The sequence below is a fragment of the Vibrio penaeicida genome (genome assembly GCF_002933855.1).
Classification (GTDB): Bacteria; Pseudomonadota; Gammaproteobacteria; order Enterobacterales; family Vibrionaceae; genus Vibrio; species Vibrio penaeicida_A.
Window position 1 is genome coordinate 53,948 of sequence record NZ_BFAQ01000025.1, and the last position, 22,031, is coordinate 75,978.

The 22,031-nt window shown below is 45.3% G+C and carries 15 protein-coding genes; 6 read left to right on the plus strand and 9 right to left on the minus strand.

Annotated features, from left to right (window positions below):
• The first annotated feature begins 83 nt into the window (after window positions 1-83).
• Window positions 84-3,245: an AAA family ATPase gene (locus VPNCDNU1_RS15070; protein ID WP_104401083.1), complete on the plus strand. Its 3,162-nt coding sequence runs from the start codon at window positions 84-86 to the stop codon at window positions 3,243-3,245.
• A gap of 84 nt (window positions 3,246-3,329) precedes the next feature.
• On the opposite strand, the gene VPNCDNU1_RS29005 is transcribed toward VPNCDNU1_RS15070, so the two are convergent.
• The 9 genes from VPNCDNU1_RS29005 to VPNCDNU1_RS15115 all read right to left on the minus strand — a co-directional run bounded on the left by VPNCDNU1_RS29005 (window position 3,330) and on the right by VPNCDNU1_RS15115 (window position 15,153).
• Complete coding sequence (locus VPNCDNU1_RS29005) at window positions 3,330-4,031, minus strand: hypothetical protein (RefSeq protein ID WP_201797129.1); 702 nt, start codon at window positions 4,029-4,031, stop codon at window positions 3,330-3,332.
• Between the two features lie 297 nt (window positions 4,032-4,328).
• Entirely contained in the window at window positions 4,329-6,107 is a 1,779-nt protein-coding gene (locus tag VPNCDNU1_RS15080; RefSeq protein WP_104401084.1) for an NAD(P)-binding protein, read from the minus strand.
• 173 nt (window positions 6,108-6,280) lie between these two features.
• The gene (locus VPNCDNU1_RS15085) at window positions 6,281-8,293 is read right to left on the minus strand and encodes a methyl-accepting chemotaxis protein (protein ID WP_104401085.1); all 2,013 of its coding nucleotides are present in this window, start codon (window positions 8,291-8,293) and stop codon (window positions 6,281-6,283) included.
• Window positions 8,294-8,517: 224 nt separating this feature from the next.
• Window positions 8,518-10,581 carry a prolyl oligopeptidase family serine peptidase gene (locus VPNCDNU1_RS15090; protein ID WP_104401086.1) on the minus strand — a complete coding sequence of 688 codons (2,064 nt, stop codon included), beginning with the start codon at window positions 10,579-10,581 and terminating at the stop codon, window positions 8,518-8,520.
• Between the two features lie 197 nt (window positions 10,582-10,778).
• On the minus strand, window positions 10,779-11,651 hold the full coding sequence (locus VPNCDNU1_RS15095) for an SIS domain-containing protein (protein ID WP_104401087.1): 873 nt from the start codon (window positions 11,649-11,651) through the stop codon (window positions 10,779-10,781).
• A gap of 2 nt (window positions 11,652-11,653) precedes the next feature.
• Entirely contained in the window at window positions 11,654-12,616 is a 963-nt protein-coding gene (locus VPNCDNU1_RS15100) for an MBL fold metallo-hydrolase (protein ID WP_104401088.1), read from the minus strand.
• Window positions 12,616-13,557, minus strand: coding sequence for a phosphoglycerate dehydrogenase (locus tag VPNCDNU1_RS15105; RefSeq protein ID WP_104401106.1), 942 nt, complete (start codon window positions 13,555-13,557; stop codon window positions 12,616-12,618). Before VPNCDNU1_RS15105 ends, VPNCDNU1_RS15100 begins: the two co-directional genes overlap by 1 nt.
• Before the next feature lie 4 nt (window positions 13,558-13,561).
• Window positions 13,562-14,527: a shikimate dehydrogenase family protein gene (locus VPNCDNU1_RS15110; RefSeq protein WP_104401089.1), complete on the minus strand. Its 966-nt coding sequence runs from the start codon at window positions 14,525-14,527 to the stop codon at window positions 13,562-13,564.
• Window positions 14,524-15,153, minus strand: coding sequence for a glucose-6-phosphate isomerase (locus VPNCDNU1_RS15115; RefSeq protein ID WP_104401090.1), 630 nt, complete (start codon window positions 15,151-15,153; stop codon window positions 14,524-14,526). The genes VPNCDNU1_RS15110 and VPNCDNU1_RS15115 overlap by 4 nt, the downstream gene beginning before the upstream one ends.
• Before the next feature lie 319 nt (window positions 15,154-15,472).
• Between VPNCDNU1_RS15115 and VPNCDNU1_RS15120 the strand changes: the two genes are divergently transcribed.
• The 5 genes from VPNCDNU1_RS15120 (at window position 15,473) to VPNCDNU1_RS15140 (ending at window position 21,925) form a co-directional block, all read left to right on the plus strand.
• The gene (locus tag VPNCDNU1_RS15120) at window positions 15,473-16,369 is read left to right on the plus strand and encodes a carbohydrate ABC transporter permease (protein WP_104401091.1); all 897 of its coding nucleotides are present in this window, start codon (window positions 15,473-15,475) and stop codon (window positions 16,367-16,369) included.
• Window positions 16,366-17,502, plus strand: a complete 1,137-nt coding sequence (locus tag VPNCDNU1_RS15125; protein WP_104401092.1) for a carbohydrate ABC transporter permease — start codon at window positions 16,366-16,368, stop codon at window positions 17,500-17,502. Before VPNCDNU1_RS15120 ends, VPNCDNU1_RS15125 begins: the two co-directional genes overlap by 4 nt.
• Before the next feature lie 121 nt (window positions 17,503-17,623).
• Entirely contained in the window at window positions 17,624-19,093 is a 1,470-nt protein-coding gene (locus VPNCDNU1_RS15130) for an extracellular solute-binding protein (RefSeq protein WP_104401093.1), read from the plus strand.
• 75 nt (window positions 19,094-19,168) lie between these two features.
• On the plus strand, window positions 19,169-20,260 hold the full coding sequence (locus tag VPNCDNU1_RS15135) for an ABC transporter ATP-binding protein (protein ID WP_104401094.1): 1,092 nt from the start codon (window positions 19,169-19,171) through the stop codon (window positions 20,258-20,260).
• A gap of 99 nt (window positions 20,261-20,359) precedes the next feature.
• Window positions 20,360-21,925 (plus strand): xylulokinase, encoded by a 1,566-nt coding sequence (locus VPNCDNU1_RS15140; protein WP_104401095.1) that lies wholly within the window; start codon window positions 20,360-20,362, stop codon window positions 21,923-21,925.
• Window positions 21,926-22,031 lie beyond the last annotated feature (106 nt).

Here is a 22,031-nt window from a genome sequence, read left to right on the forward strand (position 1 = left end):
ATTTATCAATAAGTAACTCATTAAGTCTGGTACTACTTAGAATGTACGGCGTACGCTTCCTATTAACAAAATGGAATTAAATAATGGGTTCAAAAGATGGTCGTTTACCATTAAATGGTGACTTGCTTAAGCAATTAAGGAAGCAAAAAGGGCTGAGCCAAGAAAGGCTAGCCGAGCAATGCACAGAAAACCGATTGTATGTCTCTCTATCTTCAATAAAACGTGCAGAGTCTGGCAGTAGTATTTTGTATCGCACAGCGAAAGAACTCGCTACGTTTTACTCGGTGGAAGTAGAAGATCTCATCCAAAATTCTGCCCCAATATTACAAAAAGAATTGTCGACCATACCGGAACATACGCATCAAGTTTTGCGCCTTTCGATAGAGGTTGATGATGAGTCTTTAAAATCCGAAGTCGAAAAACTGAATGATCGCTCTAATTGCTACTACATAGCAGAAAAAGGGCTTCTTGAGTTTGGCTGGTATTCACGTTCCAGTGATGAATTCGTATTCGAGCGTATTCGTCGATTATGTGCGATGCTGCAATTTACACTGAAAAGTCACGTTCGCATGTTTGTTGAAAGCAGCCCAACCAACGCACAATTCGATGCCCAGAACACACAAGTCAGTCAGCGTGCTAAGCAATTGCTTTCTCAAATCACTTGGGGGGATATCGTTGCATGCCCATGCTTTGTATCGTCCAATTGTGCAAGACCAAGAAATGTCTTCTTACCCGAACAACCTGAATTTAAAGATTGGCGTATTGTGTCAATGTGCCAAGTACAAACAGACTATTTTGTCGGACGTCAATATGAGCTAACTCAACTAAGCTCCATGCATGCCCGTTTATACGATAACAATACAGGCAGTACCGTCTGCTTAACGGGTATGGCAGGGATCGGAAAGACAAGGCTCCTTCACAAATTCATCGAAATACTTGAACATAAAAACTGCTCTCCGGTACGAGTTCAAATATTAAATTTTGGTGTAGTGAACTCCCTTATTCCTACGGTTAATTTGATTCGTTCATTATTCGGCTTCACACCAGAAGATGACAGCAACCACATAAGACAATCTATTGCTATTTCACCGATTGCTTCATCTCATCACCTTTTCATTTACTGGCTGATGGGTTTAAAACTGTATGAGTCGGAACAGCGTCTTTTAGACGTGATGGAACATTCCGCTCGTAACAGAGCAATAGCAGAAAGCATTGAACAGCTGCTTTCACACCGCCCAGCTCACCTTGGTCAACTCGTGATTACCGTAGAGGATTTACACTGGGCAAATGAATTGCTTCTGTCCATTATTCAGGTTTTATCCTCATTAACGGATAGGTTCCCGGTAATGCTCGTTCTGACATTTCGTTCTGAGCATCATTTGGTTAACGCACCGGATTGGTTTCAAACAGCGACAACAATTGCACTCAAGCCGCTTAATATGGATGAATCGATACAGTTGGCAAATTGGATGGCACCAGGAAACCAAGAGGCCGTGCAACGCTGTGTCGAGAGGGCAAGCGGACACCCACTCTTCTTAAGACAATCCTTACTCTGCTCACGTTTAGGCAACCATGTCCCCGAATCTTTAGAGCACCTTGTCGTAGTTCAACTATACAAACTCGATGCAAATAACCTTTCTGCGATAAAGGCGGCGTCCGTATTCGGGCAATGCTTCAACTTGGAGCAGCTTCAGTTTGTTTTAAATGATGAACATTACTATCCAAGAACCTTGTTAGAACACGGTTTGATTAAGCATTCTGAACAAGGATTTATGTTCCACCACGATCTCATTTGTTCAGCGGTACAAAGCCAACTTTCCGATAGTGAAAGGCGGCTGCTAAACGAGCACTGTGCTAAGTGGTTTGAAGAAAGAGACAAAAAGCAGTTTGCGCTCCACTCAAAAAGGGCGCAGTGCAAAGATGCCTTTACGATCCTAATTAAAAGTGCCAAAGAATACATCAGCAGCTTTCAGTTTGAGCAAGCGTTGGAATTGATTGAAGAAGCCATTGAAATTGTTCCAAAAAGTGAAACAGCATACGCTCTAAACTTAAAAGGCAATTGCCTGTATTCGATGGGTAAAGTGAAAGAGTGTATTCACTTTCTGGAACTGGCCGTTAATCAAAACACCGACTCGAATGCCTCCAGCCAGTACTTTATTGATTTAGCTAACCCATATCAGGTGGTTGATGCCATCGATAAGGCTTTATCCATACTGCAAACCGCACAGAACATTTCGGAGCCAACACAGCAATACGCTCAATTGTCTGAAGTGCATTCAATGAGAGGGAATATTCTATTCCCAACAGGAAATATTGAATCCTGCGAACAAGAACATCAGAAAGCACTCCACTACAGCATTAAAGCAAATAGCCCTAAAGCAAAAGCAAAGGCCTTGAGTGGGTTGGGAGATTGTGAATACCTAAAAGGTAACATGATCAACGCCCACAATAACTTCAAAGAAAGCTTGAAGATATGTGAAGAAAATCAATATTTGGAAATCGAAGCGTCCAATCGCTACATGCTTGCGACGACACTGATTTACCAACTCGACACATCACAAGCGCTTTCGCAATCTCAACAATCTGCCACCCTTGCCTACTTAACAGGAAATCGTCGAGCTGAAATTGTTTCCCGACTGACGGCGGCTTGGGTACTGCTTGATTACAATGCTCTGGATCAGGCAGAGAATGAAATCAATATGGCACTAGCCATCGCAAAAGAATTCAATGCTGTCCGATTCATCGCATGTTTAATGGAAACCAAGGCGCGCCTTAAGTGGTATCAGAACGACGCAATTAAAGCTCGTGAATATATAGAGGTTGGGCTCAATTTGGTTGAAGAAAACAACTTACACGCTTTTATTGGTCCCTGGTTATGTTCAACTAAAGCCATGGTCAGCACATTCTGGCAAGAGAGTAGAAACGCGTTGGAGCAAGGTGAAAAGTGGCTTGAGCAACCCTGCGTTGGCCACAACTATTTACGTTTTTACCAACAAGGTATACGCACTGCGTGGAATTTGAAGGATCGCGCACTCCTTGAAAAATATCGAGATCAGCTATTTCAGTGTTGTGAACCTTCACCATGGCGAGAGCTGTATATTGAACAGGCAAACGTCATGCTTGGTGTGTTAACACAAGAGAGCTCTAAAACAGAGCTTGAAGCGTTTAATTTAAAAGTAAAAGAATTACATTTGCTCCAAGCACAAATTTCTTTAAATGAATATGATGCGATACCTTCATTCTAGGTAGGTAACAGACCCAAATTCGCCATAAGATCTCCCGATTCTTTGAGCATCCCCCAGCGCGCTCAAAGAACCGGGAGAAATACACTAAGCCGTTTCTAACAAGACTGCCTTAAGCACTTTTCCTGTGTCTGCACCAACCTGAACTTGAGTGCCTAAATCGGAAACAAAGGTCCAAACAGGTTCTTTTACTTCCGGTGTTAACACTTTACTCAGTGAAAGCTTGATGAATTTGCTTCCCCAATTCCCTGTGTAAAACACTTCTATCGCTTGCTTGTAATCAAACTTATACCCTTCAATGATCGCAAGACCTAGCGGGCAAATAACTTGAGTAGCGTGCGTTAACCCTGGACCTCTTTCCGCTTGATAGTATTGGTAACACTCATTTCCGTCGCGCACTAATCGCTCAAACCCTAGTACGTCTTCAGCTGATTCCCCTGCATTATTGCGAAGGCTTGCTTTCAGGCTGACTAATTCAAATTGATCAACCTTTTGGCTTTCAACCATTTTCGGTTCTTCAATACGCTGGATGTTGGTGATGTAAGGCTTTCCATCTAAAGGCGCAAACATCGAAACCCAAGAAAAGTAATGAAGTGTTGGCTCATCGATCAAATTCGCTTTACAGAGGTAGCGATAGTTCACCCCTGCTACAACTTGCGATTGCACTTCCATAGGTTCATAGTTCACGCCGACAAAGCCTTCAAGAGCAGCATTAAAAACCGCTTTATCTTCTAAATTGAGCTTGCGAAAATTGGACCAGCCACCGAGCGTAGAACCAAACTGAGACATGAGTATTTCCTTTTACATGGATTGATTAAAATTAGGGTCTGTTGACCTTTCGCAGTTTTTTATTGGCGTACTCATGTTTTCCTTAGTGCATTGCATGAACTCAACCAACAGCAACAGATTAAGGAAAATAGCGAATCTGGTCTGGTTCACTTTGGTATCACTTAACAAAAAAACCACCCATTGCTCCAACAAAGAACAAAGGGTGGTAATGGAAAATCAATGCGTTGTATTGCGTTAATGGACATATACGCTTAACGGGTATATGCGTTAACAGGTATAGAGATATATCACTTTGGCTTAAATTGTCTTAAGCAAGCTATCCACGGCATTGCGAGCTTGTTTCCAACACGTTTCCTGCAAACCTACTTCAGCACACCATGATCCCGCGTAAACAATGGGTGCATATCCATTTTCACGAACGTTAGTTGGAAGGTCTTTATGATACTGATTGATTTCAGTCTGACTTGTGTGAGCATCACGATCATAAACGTTATGCGCAAAGTAGAAAATCGCTTTGTTGTCTTCACGCCCTAGCAGGTTCTTTGTATTTGTTTGAGCGAGGTGATCCTGAGTCGACTTAGGTAACTCGGTTAGCTCAGTACCACATAAGAATTCCAAATTCTTATTAGAATCAACAGTACGCAATACAAACTTGTCATTAACTGGGTGAGTTGGGTTCAGAGTAACGAAATAGCTCAATTCTGGTGCGTGTTTGATGTTCGGGTTACACCAATCATTTTGATGTCTATTCTCTTGGAAGGTAATGCTGTAAGGCAGCATTGCTTCACCATGCCTAATGGACACATTGAACGTGCGCCAGCTGTTCACATTCGAAGAAATCACACTATTGTCTGTATGAACAATACCAATGCTTTGCGTGTATTTCACTCGGCCTAAGATAGGTTCAAGCGCGTTACCTTGTTCAGAATGCTTGGCGTTAAACGCAACCTGCGTAAGTGCGTGGTTAGCATGAATAGTGCTCACCATAGCGTCGAAGTTAATTTGTGATAGTTTGTTGTGCTCTTCTTTCTTATCAACGAGCGGCGAGGGTACACTTTCAAAAGTAAACCCAGTGTCAGTCGTACGGAATTTTGCATCGACATTGGTGTGAATAGACAGCCTAAGATTTTCAGAATCGTTATTGTAGCCATTAATCAAGTAAGCAGTTAGGTGCTCAATCCATTTCTTTGTTCCGCCAACAAAGTAGCGTCTATCTGGGAATTCTTCGCCCTCATTTTTACCTTCTTGGTAGCTGAAATAACCAAAAGGTGACGCTAATGGAAGATGCTGCGGTCCTTTGTCTGTTGTAAAGAACATGGCAGCAACACGTGGATAAAAGAGGTTATCACGCATTTCAACAATGAGTTTTGCTAACTCGGCACCCGATAAATCAGCCAACGATGGTTGCTGACGAATGGCGTTGTAGGCCTCAACACAAATTTCAAACTCTGGCGAGGCTTTCAAAGTTTCAGGACGACCTTCAGCTAAATCAATCAGCACAGTGAAAAAAGTATGCAGTTCGATGTTCCAAGCCGTTTCTAGCTTGGCCTCATTTTTACTCATTTCTGTACCGTACGCCACTAATGCGGTAAAAACGGTGCCCAGATCAGTGTCAGACAGGCTGAACCGTCGCTCCATCGGGCGGTTGATGGGCAAATGCTCATCGTCAGTGTAAAGATAGCGATTGTCTTCTGAGAAAAAACACGCCGTATCTTCAATAGGCTTCAGGTTTTCATCACTGTAATAACCCGTTTTAACCATCACTTCTTTTAATGTGTTGTACATACTTAGGTTGATGTCGTTCACACCCATGTCTGCCCAGCGAACCAACGTTTTGGGTTCAATCTTGTTTCCATCGCTGTCTACACTGCTGCTCTCACCAAGATCCAACACAACCGTATGCGCATTTCCACCCAGCTCAGCGGCTTTTTCAAACAAATGGATGTGGTACTGACCTTGATGGTTATCTGAGTTCTTTTGACCCAATTTTTGAAGCAGGTAATAACATGTCGCAAGGCCAGATGTCCCGCCACCGACTACTGCGATATTTGTAACGTTTCCGCATTCATGTTGCATGGTTAACTTTCCCTATTGTCGATTCAAAGCCAATTTTCGCTGTTAGCGTTGCATCAATAGGGTATCGGTTCAGTGAAGTGTAAACAGTGTCAGTTTAGTCTCAGATGAATATTTAAACGCCGTTCTAAATACAAAAAGCCACCTCATTTTTGAGGTGGCTGGAATATGGCAGGTTATACTCGGAACTGGGCGACCATGCCTTCTAACTCTTTCACTTTATTGTAAAGATTTCGCGTAGATTCAGAGCTTCTTTGCGTTTTCTCCACTGATGAATAAGCAATTTGGCTAACTTGTGCGATGTCGTGTGCCATCTCTTGAGTGGCAGTCGATTGCTCCTCTCCTGCAGTGGCAATCGAATGAATCATATTGTTCACGTCATTTGCACGTTCAACAATTTGTTCCAGCGCGTCGCCTGCGGAATTAGACAATTGCACCCCTTCTGTAACCAGTTGAGTACCCTCTCCCATTCTTTCGACTGCGGTGCGAGTTTCACTTTGGATTGAAGTGATGAGGCTACTGACTTCCTCCGTCGCTTTAGAGGTTCGCTCTGCTAAGCCTCGAACTTCATCCGCAACCACGGCAAACCCTCTACCAAGTTCACCAGCGCGCGCAGCTTCAATCGCAGCATTCAGCGCAAGGAGGTTGGTTTGTTCAGCAATGTCGTTGATGACTTTAATCACATCCCCGATTTCTTCCCCTTTCCTACCTAGGCTATCAACCGTTGCAGCGGATTCGTTAACCACGTCAGCAATTCTTTGCATTCCATGTACCGTCTCTTGCATCAGTTTCCCCCCTTCGCTGGCAACATTACCTGCCTCTTGGGAGCTTTGCGCTGCATCAGATGACTGCATTGCGACTTCGCGTACCGTGCCACTCATTTCTTCAACTGCACTGGCAATTAATGCGGCTTTATCCGCTTGTAATTGAATATCACTGGCCACCTGATTGCTGATGCTATCGACTTGTTTGGTACTGGAGGTCACTTCACTTGCCACATCCGAAATACCTGAAACCAAGCCCTTGAGCGAGGCTTGCATTCCATCAATCGATTTAGCGAGTAAGCCGATTTCATCTTCAATGGTTTCGTTGATCGCTGGCGAGGTGAGGTTTCCTTCGGCAATCTGATTCGCCTTTTCTGAGATAGCGTGAATGCGTCGGTTAATAACGCGGGTAATCATAACCGCAACCGCGATGCCTACAGTCACCACAACTAGCGCGTTAACCGAAAGCCACATGACAATCTGGTTCATCTTGTCATTAACCGATGCAATATCTTGGGTCACATCACTTTTTTCTTCTTTCGATGAGCGATCCAATATTTCTTCTAACGGCAATACCACTAAATCTTCGAGATCATCGACGAGCGTAATAGCAGCCTTTTTAGCGGCAGGGTCATAGTTTGAAAATACTTTTTTGGCCGTTTTTCGAATTTCGGCGTAATAGGTTTCAATTTGCGTTATGGCTTTCACCTCTTCTGCACGTCTCTCTAAAGGTTTCAGATTACTTAGGTAGTTATTGAACGATTTAGAGTCCCCTTCAAATGACTCACGTGCAGCAAGATCTCCCATCATGTATGCGTTGAGAGAGGCAATCATATCTCCCGCTTCATCAATCATTTCAAGGTAATACCGAACACCGGGTAGGTCATCATTCAAAGACTCGCTCAAACTGGTCGTTTTAAATGCATCAGCAAACTCTTCCTCTTTCATTTTATCGAGAAGATCTTCGAGCGGATTACCGACATCGCGCGTTAGATTTTGAACCCAAAGCCTTGCTTCCAACTCTGTAGCTGGGGAATATTTGGCAAATACCTCATTTTCAATTGAACGAATATATTGGTCGGCTAATTTTCTAATATTAGCCATTTTGTCTCTTTCAGCCTGGGTGGTTGATTCCAGTGAATAGAGTATTCTGTAATAGTTTTCAAATTGCTGTACGGTCTTTCTAAAGTGGTCGGCTTCACTTTGCTCTCCGCCTAGATATTCCAACGCATAGGTTTGTAAATCTGCCACTTTGTCGTTTACGTTCAAATACGCAAGTACGCCAGGCACATTATCAGACTCGATCTTTTCTGCGAGCTTTGCTGAGTCTTGGACTGCCGACCATACGATATAGGTAAGCACTAGAGTTGTGAGGAGTATGAAGGAAAACCCTGCATACAACATTTGAGTGAGTTTTAAGTTCATTTTGATACCAAAGCACTTCTTTTGGGATGGTGATGTATTTCGTGGTGGTTACAGTCGATAGACCGTATCGCGGAGTATGCGGTGGGAATGATGCGTTTCAATGAACAAAAATTTAATAATGAACAAACATCTCGAAATAGTGAGAGTGTTACATGCAGTCTCCAATATGACAAAAGCCTCACTAGGAGGCTTTAGAATACAAACTTAAGACAGTAATGGGATGGTTAGATATTCGGCTCAAACACCATATGGTGGAAGCTAAAAGCATACATATCGGCATACAAATCCAATACCTTGCTCATAGGCATACCAGCACCATGACCCGCATTGGTATCCACTCGGATCAATACAGGGTTCTCGCCTTGATGTTTAGCTTGAAGCTCGGCAATAAACTTAAATGAGTGTGCAGGCACAACACGGTCATCGTGGTCAGCCGTAGTCACTAGTGTTGCTGGGTAGTGCGTCCCTTCTGTTACATTATGAACAGGGGAGTATTGTTTCAAGTAGCTGAACATTTCTTCATTTTGCTCAGATGTGCCGTAGTCGTAAGCCCAACCTTCACCAGAGGTAAACGTGTGGTAACGCAACATATCCAATACGCCAACCGCAGGAATCGCCACTTTAAACAGTTCTGGGCGTTGTGTCATGCACGCGCCAACCAACAAACCACCGTTTGAGCCGCCATGGATCGCAAGCTTTTCTGGTGACGTGTACCCTTCCTCAATCAGGTATTCTGCCGCTGAAATAAAGTCATCGAACACATTTTGCTTTTGCTGTTTTGTGCCTGCAATGTGCCACGCTTTACCGTATTCACCACCACCACGTAGGTTCGCAACGGCATAAACACCCCCCATTTCAATCCACGTCGCAACAAGTGGGCTGAATCTTGGTTCTAGGCTAACGTTAAAACCACCGTAGCCATACAGCATAGTTGGGTTGTTTCCATTCAACTCCAAGCCCTTGCGGTAGCAGATCGTTACAGGAACGCGCGTGCCATCTTTTGAGGTATAAAAGACCTGCTTAGATTCCAATAGATCGCTGTCGATCTGGCATTGAGAGCGGTGATGCAATTCCGTTACACCCGTCTCTGGGTCGAAACGATACCCTGAAGATGCAACGATAAGGTTAGTGAAGCTGTAATAAAGTTCTTTTGAGTCGAAACGCCCGCCAAAACCAGACACACAACCTAACCCCGGAAGCTCAACATCACGCACTTTTTCACCGTTATAGCGGTACTGAACCACTTTGGTGTTCACATCCACTAGGTAAGAGGCAAACAAATAGCCTGCGCCTGTTTCAATGTCTAACTGCTGCTCCTGCTCTGGAATCAGATCGACCCAATTATCATCCGACGGCTGCTGTGCATTCACTTTTACTACACGACCTAAGGGCGCATCTAAGTTGGTGTAAATCAGCAAATCGCCTTCGCTGTGCTCGACAACGTAGCTGTCGGCTTGGCTTTTATCCGTTACAAGCGTTAACGGTGCGTCTTGTTGGCGTAAATCACGCACATAAAGCTCGTTACCCGATGTGGACTGAGCACCGGAAACAACAAGGAAAGCATCGTCTTCCGTTGTATAACCTGATACATATCGGTATTTTTCTGAATCTGAACCACCAAATACCAACACATCTTCGCTTTGCGGTGTGTTCAGTCGGTGGAAGTACAACTTGTGTTGTTCGGTACGAGCCGATAGCTCGCTGCCTTCAGGCTTGTCGTAACTGGCGTAATAGAAGCCTTCGTCGCCAAACCACGAAATCCCGGTAAATTTGGCGTTTTGAATTGGGGCTTCAAGCTCTTCACCGGTTTCAGCATCAATCACATAAATGGTACGCCAGTCGCTACCTCCTTCCGATACAGAATACGCAATAACCGTATCTGATTTAGAAAAAGACACGCTGTCTAGCGAGGTTGTGCCTTCTTCGCTAAACGTATTCGGATCAAGGAAAATTTGCGCTTCGCCTAGTTCTTTTTGGTCGTTTTCTTTCTGACGATAAAGAACCGCTTGGTTTTGAATACCATCATTTTTGTAGAAATAGGTGTAATCGCCATGCTTAAAAGGCAGAGAGACTTTTTCGAAATTATTGGCAGTTTCAAGTTTCTTTCGAATGGCGTCACGAAAAGCGATTTGATTGAGGTGTGCAAAGGTTACGTCGTTCTGGCGAGTTACCCAGTCCGCGGTTTCTTCGCTGCGATCGTCTTCTAACCAGCGATACGGATCGGACACTTCCGTAGAAAAGTAGGTATCAACAACATCCGATTGTTTTGTTTCTGGGTATTTATACACTTTGCACTCCTTACTTAAATTTTACGTCTGCCCACAATTGGTTTCGGTTTGAAGCCAATTGGGCACAGGTATCATCGCACAAATTCATTAAGTAAGGAGTATAGTTACACAATGCTCATCTTATAGACCTGTCTCTACCAGATCTTGATACTTTAAAACGTAATCTGGTTTAGAGATGAACATCGAACTGCATTCAATTAGTCATTATCAAAATGGTTAGAACGGAAGCGAGACAAACGTTCCTTCATTGACGTTATCCGATCTCGGTGCGCTTCTTCCTTTTTCAACGACACGCTCGTAGCAAGAATATCCACGACCACCAGCGCTGCGATTCGAGAAATCGTAGGGGTATAGCGGTCGGTGTTTTCCAAGGTCTCGACAACAAGGCTTAAATCGCACTCTTTGCTGAGTGAACAACCGCGCCGACCCGTTATCGCAATCACAGTCGCGCCGTGGTTTTTGGCTTCTCTGACCGTTTCAATGAGATCGATGGTTTCACCATTGTTAGAAATCGCAACAACCACATTGCCTTCACTCATCATGGACGACGCAATAAATTGTTGATGCGCGTCTGTGTGTGCATTACAGGGCACGCCAAACAGAGGGAATTTTTGCTGCGCATCCTGCGCCACAATGCCAGAGGCACCAAACCCATAAAAATCGATTTGTCGGGCGTGGGAAAGTACATCCACTGCCGCATCCATCTCTTCAATATCGGCATGCTGACGAGCCCAGTCCAAGCTGGTTAAAGTAAAATCAAACAATTTACGAGAAATTACCTGAGTGCTATCGCCATCTTGAAGAGCTGCGTGGGTCGGCGTAACCCCTAACGCAATACTTTGCGCCAAACGAATTTTTAAGTCTTGAAAGCCACTGCAACCTACCGCTGTCGAAAAACGCATAACGGTAGGTTCACTGACTCCTGCGGCTTTCGCCGTTTCCACCAATGTACTGTTGATTGCTTTTTGAGGGTCGGACAATACCCATTCCGCGACCTTTCGGTCAGACTTACGGAGCTTATCCAGTGAACGGGTGATCATCTCAATGACATTAGGTTGCTTCTGTTGCAATGCTAACTCCTTAACCTCAAACGATATTCGACATTTAGCTGTGCCGGGAAGATAGAAATACTATCAGCGTTTTGCTGAGCCGCTAGAAGAATTTTTTGCGGATCGATGGTATTGAACTCAAATAAATCAAAATGGTGTGCGATCAGGTTCTTAATTCCGACCTGCTTACACAAAGACAACGCTTCTTCTAAATGAAAATTCCCCGGAATACCCTGACTGGATCGGCGTTCATCCCGTCCATTGACTGGCAACAATGCCACATCAGGCTGGTGCCGTTTCAGAGTATCATTTAACCCTTCATAAGGAACGCAATCGCCAGAATGCCAAATGGTGAGCGTATCCTTCTTTTCATCGATGCTCTCGTGCTTTACTTGAGTATTTTCATTCAGTCTTATTTTAAGAATATACCCCAGAAAGCGGCTGTTTCCTTGCTTATCGCGTTCAATACTCTCGTGTGCTGCGAGTGTTGCGTGAACAGAGAGCGACTCAGACAATACAAGCTCTTCACCATCCGAAATCCAATGAATGCGATCTGAAGGCAATCCGCTTCGAGTCAGCGCTTCTTTTTTTTCAGCGCGTGGAGCCAGCATGAAAGCTCGGTTGCCTAAATGGTGTTGGAACAGCGGAATCAGTGTTCCGGCATCCATATGATCGGTATGCTTATGCGTACAAAGAACACCATCCACACTCGTGAGGTCTTGAACCCTAATTGGCGCTGGCATCATACGAATATGTGGGTAGTGCTTGCCTTTATACTTCTCGGCAAGTGAATCCGACAAATAAGGGTCGATGAGCCAACTTGCTTGTTTTGTTCGAATCAAAAAGCCAGCTTGCCCCAGCCAATAAAACAACACTTCATCAGTTGGCGGTGGCAGCGATGAAATCCGCTGAGCCAACTGTCCGTTGAATACGGCACTGGTTACGCAAGAACTTGGCAATATTTGGCTTGATGAAGAACCGTTCATTAGGCGTTGTCGTCCTCTAGCACCGATAACAAGTTACTGACGGCGGCAATGGTTGCTTTATCAACACTTTCTTGGGTGTATCCGCCAATGTGGCTGGTCGCAATGCATCGTTCATGTTGCCAAAGCGGGTGGCTAGCAGGAGGTTCTGTGTCATACACATCCACCGCATACACCGAGACTTTTCCACTGCACAAACCATCGTAGATTACATCGTGATCCACCAGCGACGCTCGGGCTGTATTGATGATAACAACACCGTCTTTCATTGATTCGAGTGTACTTGCGCTGATTATCGGTCGGCCATCCAACGGAGCCGGACAATGAAACGTAATAATGTCTGCCAGCTTAAGTAGTTGGCTTACTTCGGTAAATTTAAAATCGTCGTTAAGAACCAGCTGACCTTTTAGTATCGGGTCAAAAGCGATCACCTGAGTGCCCAACCCCAATGCCATTTGCGCCACTTGCCTACCGATTGCGCCCATACCAATAACGCCCACTAGCTTCCCTTGAATTTCTTGACCTAAAGCACGAGTCCACTGACCGGATTTAAGCCCTTCTGCTGTTTCTGGTATATGACGCAGCCCAGACAGCATCATGGCAATGGCTAATTCAGCGACACCACGAGCATTCGCTCCTTCCGCCCGGCACACCTCGATGCCCGCTTTCTCAATACTGGCTAAAGGCAAGTTGTCGACCCCCGTACCATTTCGGCTGATCACTTTAAGCTGTTTGGCAGAAGCAATCACCTTTTCAGATACGGGTTCAACGCCAGCAATCCACCCTACGCATTCGGGTATAACAGCAAGCAGCTCCTCTTCTGTAGGTGACTTACCGGGCTGACAAAACACCATTTCGTACCCCAGCTTTTTAAGAGATTCAAAAGCAGGGTGCCCATTTAAAGACAATGAACGAGGTGTCACTAAAATCTTACCTTTATTCATAACATTACCCCTCATGGCTTAACTGCTTACCAGAACGGGCGGCAATACGTGAAATCTCTTCAAAGCGTTCGCCATTCACCGGAATGTCTACATCGAATACTTCCGCAATCACTCTTGTCCAGCCATAGATGAAATACACCCAACCATCATGAATCGATAGATGAGAGGACGACTCTTGCGATTTCGCTTGTCGATAAAACTCCAGTTCCCCTCGGTAGTTGAGTTCCCACACGATGCCATGCACTGGAAATTGAGCTTTGTTCGATAATGGCGAACCAGGGCCATCTTTTCCTAACCCTGTTGCGTTTATAACGAGCGAATAAGGCGGCAATGAAGCCAATACCTCATCATTGGTTGCGTCCGATTCAACCAACACATACTCGCAGTCGACATCTATTCCGTATATTTTGAGTACTTGATCTAACTCATCCAGCCGATGCTGAGAAACATCTGAAACCACAATCTTAGTTGGGCGATCGTTTTGTTTTGCGGCTTGAGTTAGATACCAAACAATGGCTGTCGCGCTGCCACCCGCTCCCATAACAAACACATTACCTCGATGCGTCGCAAAAAAATGAGGAGGTAATATGTACTCCAAAGCAAATCCAGAAGTAATCGGATCTTTCGCATTGCAACAGAATGTTGATTGTCTTTTATAAAGGCAGCTGGTTTCGTTCATTTTTGTCGCATGTGGATCAACCTCATCAAACATATCAATACACGCTTGGTAAAGATTGATTTTGTGCGTGGTGACAAGTGCACCAAGCGATAGGGGATCGTGTTTAATAAATGACGTTACCTGTTGATACTGTTCATTTGGTGCATTGAGCGGTAAATCGATTCCACGAATTTGAACGTCACCCAAACCAAGAAACTCAGCCCAAGCAGGGAAAACTTTCATGATCGAGCTTTGCAACGTAGACACCCCTATAAAGTAAAACGTCGGCTTTTGGGCTGGTACAAGGTTCATTCCGACTCCCCTTTATATAGACGATTAACATCCGCTTGGCTGCGTGGTTGATAATGCGCATTTTCTTCGATTTTCCAGCCACTATCTCCTTCAGCCAGAACGCGATGGCGCATACCACCAGAACGCTCAATGATGTTGTAATCTTGCCCACTGTCTCCGGGGTAGCAAAAGAACATAACAAACTCTTCATCCCCCGTGTTTACGCTTCGGTGGATCCAGAAGGGAGGGACATAACATACCGTGTTAGGGGTGATTTCCACCACTTTGGTTTCCCCCTCAGGTGACTCAAGTAACATCAACCCTTTTCCTTTCTTTCCGATGTAAACTTCTGGTCGGTCGGCAATCGCATGGATATGCCCTCGAGTCATGAAATACTCGCTACCAACCTTACCGGGCTGCATTTTGGTCACACCAAAAATCATATCCTGAACCCGATTCCCTGGGTGATAGTCTGTTACTTCATAAACGACTTTTTCTCCCATTTCTCTGTTTAGCGCTTCAAATGCGTCCGTGTCCAAGTACAGCCCATTCAAATCATCAAAGCGTTTTTCGTAATGTCGGCTTGTCCCTGCCAGGCTGCCTGATAACACATCAATCTGGCAGCTCACTGGATCCATAAGTGACATAATTGTTCCCTCACTATCCATTTAGATTGCCTACTCTTTGTTCAGAGCACTCCCGTTTTTAGCCTGTCGAATGTGACTTAAACGGTAGTGTGTGACTTAAAGAATCGGCGCTTTTTAGTATTAATACTACATAAAAATAAAAGATCAACTGGTTTTAACTCGAATATAGACGCCGATTTAATCAAATTAAGTTAAAAAACTGTGAAATTTTAGATTGACATTGTGGTTTTATGTATTAAAAATACATTTATGCCAGCTTCATGAAGAAGAATTGGAAAGTAAAACTACCAAATGGCAGTTTCATACAAAGGAGTTGTGAATGTCGATAGGGACACTGAATCCAAAACAGACAGATTCCATCAAATATTTATTTGTCTGGCCTGCATTATTCGTAGTACTGCTGGTGACGCTGTTTCCACTGATTTATGCGCTAACGGTCAGCTTTCAATCCGTGCGTTTAATACCGCCTTTGCCGGTAAAATTTGTTGGCTTCGACAACTACCAAACCCTGCTGGAGTCTTCTCGCTTTTGGCAGTCTGTCTTTACGACTATCTTTATTGTCTTTACTTCGGTGTTAATTCAATACGTTGTGGGCTTTTTGCTTGCAATGGCACTGTACATAAAAGTACCTGGCGAGAAACTGTTTAGGGTTATCTTTCTATTGCCGATGTTTATGGCACCGATTGCGGTCGCTCTCGTTGCACGAATGATGTTCCACTCGGCGCTCGGCCCTGTGAATGATTTCTTTAGTATGCTCGGATTTGAAAATCTGCCTTTTCTAACGGAAACCTCTTGGGCGCTGGGCGTATTAGTCACTGTAGAAGTTTGGCAATGGACACCTTTCGTCACGCTTTTGATGCTAGCAGGGCTGCAAGGCTTACCTAAAGACGTGTACGAAGCGGCGTCTCTTGAAAATGTGCCACCATGGCGACAATTTTGGGACATCACTTTTCCAATGCTATTACCACTCTCCGTTGTCGTGGTGTTCATTCGCATCGTTGAAGGTTTCAAGATCATTGATACCGTCTACATTTTAACGGGAGGAGGCCCCGGTACTTCTACCGAAACCCTCACCCTGTTTGCCTACAACCAAGGGTTTAAAACTTTTAACTTAGGGGAAGCTTCTGCACTGAGCTTTTTATTCCTAATCGTGATTGTTGTTCTAGGTAGCGTTTACCTTGCTGCTGTTAAGCCTGTAGTGGAGAAACGATCATGAGCGATCTTGCTACCGATAAATTATCCGCATCCACTACGCAAGCGAGCCGTACCATGCAAAAGCCAAGCATCAACAGTAATACGCAATCAGGCAAACAGCATCTAGCCAAACAGCGCCGTTCACTGACGACTGGTCAATGGATAGCCATTATTGGGTGTTTCTTTTGGTTGCTGTTTTTGCTCGCCCCTTTTTACTGGGTAACAGTAACCGCATTCAAACCACCACAGGCGGTGAATGGCGGGGCAACTTACCTACCCTTTATCGACTTTGCGCCTACGTTGGATGCATTTAGAGAGGTTATGTCTGGCATTCGCGGCGATTTTGTCGGACCTTTCTGGCACTCGTCTTTGATCGCACTGGTTTCCACCGCTTTATCGGTGTTGCTGGGTTCAATGGCTGCCTATGGTATTGCTCGGTTTGAGTTTCGTATCCGATTACTCTCTGGATTCACTTTTGCTATTGTCGGAATTGGTGGGTTCTTATTGCTGAATGAGGTCATGGAGTTTGCGATTCCTCAAGCCATTATTATCTCACTGGTATGCGCATTTACCTCGTCATTCTTTATTAACAAACTGCCTCTACCCGGTCCCGTACTGGGGAACGACGACGTTACTTTTTGGTTTGTTTCTCAGCGCATGTTTCCACCTATCGTCTCTGCGTTTGCCCTATACCTTTTTTACGCAGAGCTTGGAAAACAAGGCGTACAATTGCTCGATAGCTTTTCCGGCATGGTTGTCGCCTATACCGCATTTGGGCTACCACTCGCCGTATGGTTGATGCGCGACTTCTTCCGGACCATTCCGGTCGAAGTTGAAGAAGCCGCAATGGTTGATAATGTGCCGAGACTTCGCATCTTTTTCGATATCGTTCTGCCTATGTCCAAACCGGGACTGATCGCGACATCGATGATCACATTGTCGTTCATATGGAATGAATTTCTTTTTGCACTTTTACTTACGTCTTCACGTTGGCAAACCTTGCCTGTTGTATTAGCAGGACAGAATTCAAGCCGAGGCGATGAATGGTGGGCGATATCCGTCGCGACATTGATATCCATTATACCAATGATCATCGTCGTCACCCTGCTCGGTCGGCTGATGAGGTCCGGACTGCTCTCTGGATCTATTAAATAGTACCAATGAAACTTAAGAACTGTTGACGACTCTTTAGGTCTTTTAACGACACTTAAGACCTTTTGACTCTACCCATGGATGCCCAGCCTTTGTGCTAGGGCAAAATTAGAAGGAATTAAACATGGAAAGGAAAATACGCACCTCCGCGCTGGCTGTCGCACTTTGTTTGGGCGTAACCGCGATGTCGACCAACGCACTGGCAGCATGCGAACCCGATTACTCCGGTGTCACCGTGACCGTCGGCTCGCAAAACGGCCCTTTTATTGCTTCGGCGCTTCGCACTGCTGGCACTGCTTGGGAAGCTCAGACTTGCGGTAAAGTAAAGATTGTGGAATTCCCATTTGGAGAACTTTTCCCTAAGTTTTTGACGGGGATGCAAACAGGATCAAGTGAGATCGATGTTATTTCTTACATCCCTGCGTGGTTACCCGACTTTAATATCTTCTTGTCTGAAATGCCTCAGAGCATGCAGGAAGGAGAATACTGGAACGACATTCACCCCGTATACCGCGAACGCTTGATGTTATGGGATGGTAAAGTGAAATCCGCCACCATGGATGGCGACATGCACATGCTGAATTACCGTGCCGACCTCTTCAATGACCCAAAAGAGAAAGCGGCGTTCAAAACCAAGTATGGCTATGCTTTGGCAGCTCCTGTTACATGGGATCAGTACTACGATATTGCTGAATTCTTCCACCGCCCAGACCAAGGGTTATACGGAACAGCTGAAGCTTATAAACGCGGCGGGCAGCAATTCTGGTACTTCTTCTCTCACGCAGCCAGCTACACCAATGATCCGAAAAACCCAGGCTCAATGTTCTTTGACCCCGACACCATGAATGCACAAATTAACAACGCAGGCTGGTTAAAAGCACTGAAAGACTATAAACGAGGCTTAGACTACAACCCACCGGGCGCGTTAAACAACGGTTCAGGTGACGTAAGGCCTTTATACGCAGGAGGTAAAGTCGCGATGAATATCGACTGGGCAGACTCCGGCGTATTAGGAGCAAACCCGAAAGAATCGCGCATTGTAGGCAATGTTCGTACTGCGATGCTGCCAGGGTCTAAATCCATGTGGAACGCCAAAGAAGGCAAATGGAATGAATACAATGAAGTCGTCGCGTCACCTTTCCTAGCCTTTGGTGGCTGGCAGCTCGCGGTTCCTCAGTCTTCCAGAAACAAGGCGGCTGCGTGGAACTTTGTTCAAACCGTTACCAGTCAAGAACATTCATCGAAAGCCATTGTTACGGCAAATACTGGGGTAAACCCATATCGATTAAGCCACTACGACAACATCGATAACTGGTTGGCGATTTTCTCTAAACCCGAGGCGGAGTCTTACCTAGCAGCGCAACGCGCATCACTAGACGCGCCAAATGTGGCACTGGATTTACGTATTCCGGGTTTCTTCGCTTACACCGAAATTCTTGAAATAGAGCTTTCTCGCGCCTTGGCAGGGAAAGTGACCGAACAAGAAGCATTGGACAGCATCGCCAAGCAATGGAACCAACTAACGGATGATTTCGGCCGTGAATCTCAGCTTAAAGCCTATCGCAGTGCAATGGGGTTACCTGAGAAAAAATAGAGGCAAAATAGCGCTTTACAAGCTGCCAGCTTAACCGCTGGCAGCGTGTTCCCAAACCGACAGGGAGTCGTCACAGTGACACACGTTAGCTTAACCAACATCAGTAAATCTTATGGCGAGATCAGTGTGATACCCGATCTGAATCTCGACATTAAACAAGGCGAGTTTGTCGTTCTTGTGGGTCCATCCGGATGTGGAAAAACCACCACATTACGGATGATCGCAGGTTTAGAGTCTGTCACAGATGGGCAGATCGCCATTTCAGAGCGAGACGTAACCTACGAACAACCCGGCACACGCAACTGTGCAATGGTGTTTCAAAACTACGCGTTATACCCACACATGACGGTGTACGACAACATCGCGTATGGCATGAAAGTGAGAAAAGAGCCTCAAGATGTCATCAAAAAAAGAGTCTTAGATGCAAGCGAATTGCTTGGCATTAATGCTCTGTTAGAGAGAAAGCCACGCCATCTTTCAGGTGGTCAACGCCAACGAGTCGCCATAGGGCGCGCCATCGTTAGGCACCCCGATCTCTTTTTATTCGATGAACCATTATCCAATTTGGACGCAAAGCTGCGTGTTGAGATGCGTACCGAAATCAAACAATTACAACGCAAACTTGGTACGACTGCGGTGTATGTTACGCATGACCAAGTAGAAGCCATGACCATGGCCGACCGTGTTGTCGTGATGCAAAATGGGCACATTGAACAATTTGCATCACCAATAGAGATCTACGAAAAACCCGCGAACCGCTTTGTGGCAGAATTCATCGGCACCCCGAGTATGAATTTCACGAAAGTAACGGTCGGATCTGATGCAACGTTTGTTACCTTAGAAACGGGCGAAATTCTTGAAATTTCGGCTGCTCACCAAGCTGTACTTACCCCATACCGTGGATCTAAAGTGGTATTAGGTGTCCGCCCTGAACACACTCAAGATTCCGCAACTCAAAATGTAAGCAACATCGTCAACATTCACCCACGGGCGATAGAACCACTTGGCTCGCATACGCTGGTAATTTCCGACTTAGGAGGCTCGCCATTTACGGCTCAAATAGACAGTCACTTTCCAGCAGGGCTAGACCAGTTATGTTGCATTCAAATTGACATGTCTAAAGCGCACTACTTTGATATCAACAGTGAATTGCGAATAGAAGACTAAGTTGGTCTAAGTACTGATTAATTAGGCGCGGATAAGCAAGGTTAATACAAACAAAGCAGTTACAAACAAGGCTCTTACAATTAAGGCAGAGAGGTCATTATGGCAACCCCCATATTTTTGGTTATAGATGTAGGAACAGGCTCGGTGAGAGCGGCTGCCGTGAACAAAAACGGGGAAATGCTCGCTTTTTCTGCCAAGGAGCACGATCAGCATGTTCCAAAATATGGCTGGTGCGAACAACGCCCGATAGACTGGTGGCAAGGTACATGTGAATCCATTAACGCAGTCATACGTCAAATTGGTCAGCGAAAATCGGATATCGTTGCCGTATCGTGCTGTGGTCAAATGCATGGCACTGTTCTAATTGACGAGTCAGGGCAACCCACTCGTGAATACGTACCATTATGGAATGATAAACGCACCATAAACCATGTAAATCAATACCAAGATAACTTCGGGCTGGAAAGCTGTTTAACCCATACCGCTAACCCACCAACACCTGCTTGGCCGGGGTTCAAACTTCAATGGTTTGCAGACAACGAACCAGAACTATTGGAAAAAAGCTGGAAAGTACTGATGCCGAAAGATTTCATTAATTTTCGGCTAACCGGCAATATTGCCTTTGATACAACAGAAGCGTCCGCCAGCTTTTTAATGGACGCAGACACCAAAGAATGGTCGCAAACCATGCTGTCACAATTGGGAGTGCCTCGTCGTTTACTGCCTCCATTGCGTGATCCGTTAGATGTACTTGGTTCCATTTCATTTAAAGCCGCTCAAGAGACCGGATTGCCCGAAGGGCTTCCCGTAGTAGTCGGTGGGGGTGATTTTCCCGTAACTTTGGTTGGTTCGGGCGTTACTGAGCCCGGAATGGGTTCTGATGTGACGGGCACCTCTTCAATCATCACCATCGCAAATAGCGCGCCTGTGAGGCACGAAGAAGTCTGCAATGTATTGATACCTGGTAATCATTGGGGTGCGTTTTCATTGTTGGATGCTGGGGGCGATGCGGTACGCTGGGCTAGGCGAGCAATGAACGAAAATACCCTTTCGTACGAAGCCGCGACGACAAAAGCCGCTGAATCTCCAGCAGGCAGTCGACACCTTTTCTTCTTGCCCTACCTGACCGGAGAGCGGCTCGGAGCAACCCGAAACTCGCGAGCGCAATACTTTGGGTTAAATAGTAGCCATAACCTTGCCGATCTACACCGCAGCGTATTAGAAGGGGTCGCGTTTGCTGTTCGCAGGCAAATAGAACAGATGAGCGGCTCAGATATCAAGGGGGCTTCTGATACCAAGAGCGCTTTTGATACCAAGAGCAATACTAAAGTTGAACGCATCATTGCGGCCAGCGGCGGCGCGAAATCTCTACTCTGGCTGCAAATCAAAGCCAGCATGTACAACACACCCATACTGGTTCCTAAAGAAGCGGAATGCGGGGTGATTGGTGCGACAGCCATAGCTGCAACTGCGACGGGTCATTTCAATTCATTGTCTGATGCTACGCGACATCTTGTTCAGTACGAAAAAGAGATCCAACCGAACCCAGAATGGAAAGACACGTACGATCGCATGTACCCAATGTTCAATAAAATCAAGGCTGCAACAAGCGATCTCTACAGCGAACTCGATAAGCTAGAAGAAACTATTTTACCGAACACCTAACGCTTCTAATTCAGTGATCTCCGGCCTGTATTTTATTTGATCATATGCAAAGTTAAGACGCTGAGCCCTAAAATTGAAACATATTTGTGTATATATTGGACAACAC

Bases quoted from the DNA above. Each gene is read 5' to 3' on its own strand.
- VPNCDNU1_RS15115 (WP_104401090.1), bottom strand. From the start codon at position 15,153: ATGTCACTTATGGATCCAGTGAGCTGCCAGATTGATGTGTTATCAGGC.
- VPNCDNU1_RS15105 (WP_104401106.1), bottom strand. From the start codon at position 13,557: ATGAATAAAGGTAAGATTTTAGTGACACCTCGTTCATTGTCTTTAAAT.
- VPNCDNU1_RS15070 (WP_104401083.1), top strand. From the start codon at position 84: ATGGGTTCAAAAGATGGTCGTTTACCATTAAATGGTGACTTGCTTAAG.
- VPNCDNU1_RS15110 (WP_104401089.1), bottom strand. From the start codon at position 14,527: ATGAACCTTGTACCAGCCCAAAAGCCGACGTTTTACTTTATAGGGGTG.
- VPNCDNU1_RS15085 (WP_104401085.1), bottom strand. From the start codon at position 8,293: ATGAACTTAAAACTCACTCAAATGTTGTATGCAGGGTTTTCCTTCATA.
- VPNCDNU1_RS15120 (WP_104401091.1), top strand. From the start codon at position 15,473: ATGTCGATAGGGACACTGAATCCAAAACAGACAGATTCCATCAAATAT.
- VPNCDNU1_RS29005 (WP_201797129.1), bottom strand. From the start codon at position 4,031: ATGTCTCAGTTTGGTTCTACGCTCGGTGGCTGGTCCAATTTTCGCAAG.
- VPNCDNU1_RS15140 (WP_104401095.1), top strand. From the start codon at position 20,360: ATGGCAACCCCCATATTTTTGGTTATAGATGTAGGAACAGGCTCGGTG.
- VPNCDNU1_RS15130 (WP_104401093.1), top strand. From the start codon at position 17,624: ATGGAAAGGAAAATACGCACCTCCGCGCTGGCTGTCGCACTTTGTTTG.
- VPNCDNU1_RS15125 (WP_104401092.1), top strand. From the start codon at position 16,366: ATGAGCGATCTTGCTACCGATAAATTATCCGCATCCACTACGCAAGCG.
- VPNCDNU1_RS15080 (WP_104401084.1), bottom strand. From the start codon at position 6,107: ATGCAACATGAATGCGGAAACGTTACAAATATCGCAGTAGTCGGTGGC.
- VPNCDNU1_RS15100 (WP_104401088.1), bottom strand. From the start codon at position 12,616: ATGAACGGTTCTTCATCAAGCCAAATATTGCCAAGTTCTTGCGTAACC.